This window comes from Variovorax sp. 01T439_2 (genome assembly GCF_056398445.1).
Genome location: NZ_JBFTPJ010001000.1, coordinates 1 through 2078, shown reverse-complemented (window position 1 = coordinate 2078; position 2078 = coordinate 1). Strand labels below are relative to the sequence as shown.

Below are 2078 nucleotides of genomic sequence, written 5' to 3'. Positions count from 1 at the left end.
GGCGTGGACCAGGTCGGGAAACTTCATGGCGTCCTGGATGAAGAACACGGGCATGTTGTTGCCCACCAGGTCCCAGTTGCCTTCGTCCGTGTAGAACTTGACGGCAAAGCCGCGCACGTCGCGCGCCGTGTCCTTGGAGCCGCGCTCGCCGGCCACGGTGGAAAAGCGCACGAACACCGGCGTGATCTTTCCGCCTTCGCGCAGCGGCGCCGCCTTGGTGAACTGCGGGATGCCTTCGTAGCATTCGAAGTAGCCGTGGGCGCCCGAGCCGCGCGCATGCACGATGCGCTCGGGAATGCGCTCGTGGTCGAAGTGGGTGATCTTCTCGCGCAGGATGAAGTCTTCGAGCAGCGCGGGGCCGCGCAGGCCGGCCTTGAGCGAATTCTGGTTGTCCGCGATGGGCACGCCCTGGTTGGTGGTGAGCCGCTGGCCGCCCGAGTCGACGCGCACCCGGTCCAGCGATTCGATGGTGGCATTCAGGCCCGGCATGGCCATGCCGCCGGCCTTGTCCGAGTTGATCTCTTCGGACAAGGTGCTGGCCGTTGCCGCGGACGACAGCGGCTGCACGGTCTGGCCGGCGGGCGTGCGCAGCGCGTTGTCCATGCCGTGCTCCAGCGGCTTGTTCGCATTGAAAGGCATGCCGGCGGCCAGCGCCTGCGCATGCGCGGCTTTCTGCGAGGGCGGATCGGCCGGCGGGCCGCCCGGCAGGTGCGCGGCGCCGCTGTCGGTGTTGCGGGCGGCCGCCGCTGCGCTGGTGGCGGCGCTGCCGGATTCGGGAGGAGAAGGTGTTCTGGAAGGCGGCATTGAAACTCCGTTCGATGGGATGGCGGGGCGGGGTTCAGCGGGGCGCGCGCTCGCGCGGCACCTTGCCCTCGGCCGCAAGCTGCAGCACGCCCTCGGCAAACTTCATGAGTTCGTCCGAGAGCGGCGCGCCCGGCGCGAGAACGCCCACGCGCTCGGCCAGGGCCTGGAATGCGGCGCGCGGTGACTCGGGCGCGGCAGGCACGGGAATGTTGCTGTCTTCGGGCATGGGACGGCCTCTGCTGGTGCCTCAGGTGCGCGCGTGCGCGTGGGGCCAGCGCAGATGGCCGGAACGCCGCGCGAGCAGCAGCCCGGCCGCAGCCAGGCCGACCATCGCAATGGCGGCCGTGTTGCCGGATGCCGCACGGCCCATGTCGAGCGCGATCTCGCCGGTGCGCGGCCCGGCAAGCTGCAGCCGGCGCTTGGTCATCTGCGCGCCCAGCTCGCCGAGCCGGTCGGGCAGCAGCTTCTCGGCGGCCGGCAGCAGGATGGTTTCCTCGTCGGCCACGTGGTGCATCACGTCGCGCATCAGCGCCGAGAGGGTTTCATCGTAGTCGCGCGCTTCGGGCTCCATGGCGCGAAGCAGGCCGATGAGGCGGCGCATCTCGGAATGCTCCTCGAGCGCCTTGGTGATGCGTTCGTCGTCCTCGCAGACCTTGCGCATCTCGGGATAGAAGATTTCTTCCTCGAGCTGCGCATGGATCTCGAGCGCGGTGCAGATGGTGTTGACCAGCCCTTTCTTCACCCGTTCCGGCGCGCCGGCCTTGTACTGGTGGAAGGTGGAGAGCACGTGCGTGTGGTCCAGGCGAATCATGTTGGTCGCCGTAGGAAAGAGCCGGGAGACGATGTTGGTCATGTGAAACTCCAGGGTAGGACGCCCCCCGAAGCGCCTGCGGCGCCTCCCCCCACTGGGGGGCGCACCCGGTGGCCCGGCTAAGCCGGTTCCACGGGTGCGCTGGACTGGGTCGTCGGGTGTTGTGTGCGGCCGGTCAGGCGGCGGCGGTGAGCTCTTCCATGAGCTCTTCCTTGCGCGTGGCGAGCTGCTCGCGCATGGCCACCAGGTCGAGCCCCCTGGCGGCGCGTGCCTTGACGAAGATCTCGTTGCGCTCTTCCTTCACGTGGTGGTCGATGTATTCGCCCAGCACGATGACCTTGGCATCGAACTTGTCGTCCACCTCGGTCGCGGCTTCGATCTGCGCGATCAGCTCCTTGGCGCTGGTGTGCTCGACCTCGGCTTCGTCCAGAAGATCGGTTTCGCTGATCGCCTCGCGCACGGC

Annotated in this window: 3 protein-coding genes and 1 pseudogene; all 4 read right to left on the bottom strand. The window is 68.5% G+C overall.

Annotated elements, in window-relative coordinates; genetic code table 11:
• The coding region (locus AC1DOC_RS30995) for a catalase (protein WP_478131259.1) at positions 1 to 804 on the bottom strand (804 nt) is incomplete at its 3' end.
• A gap of 34 nt (positions 805 to 838) precedes the next feature.
• Positions 839 to 1030, bottom strand: a complete 192-nt coding sequence (locus tag AC1DOC_RS30990; RefSeq protein ID WP_018902877.1) for a hypothetical protein — start codon at positions 1028 to 1030, stop codon at positions 839 to 841.
• 21 nt (positions 1031 to 1051) lie between these two features.
• The gene (locus AC1DOC_RS30985; protein ID WP_478081129.1) at positions 1052 to 1657 is read right to left on the bottom strand and encodes a hemerythrin domain-containing protein; all 606 of its coding nucleotides are present in this window, start codon (positions 1655 to 1657) and stop codon (positions 1052 to 1054) included.
• Between the two features lie 133 nt (positions 1658 to 1790).
• A pseudogene (locus AC1DOC_RS30980) lies at positions 1791 to 2078 on the bottom strand (hemerythrin domain-containing protein); the annotation flags it as partial.

What these genes read in the sequence shown, in the direction of transcription:
- AC1DOC_RS30985 (WP_478081129.1), bottom strand. Translation starts at nt 1,657, where the DNA reads ATGACCAACATCGTCTCCCGGCTCTTTCCTACGGCGACCAACATGATT.
- AC1DOC_RS30990 (WP_018902877.1), bottom strand. Translation starts at nt 1,030, where the DNA reads ATGCCCGAAGACAGCAACATTCCCGTGCCTGCCGCGCCCGAGTCACCG.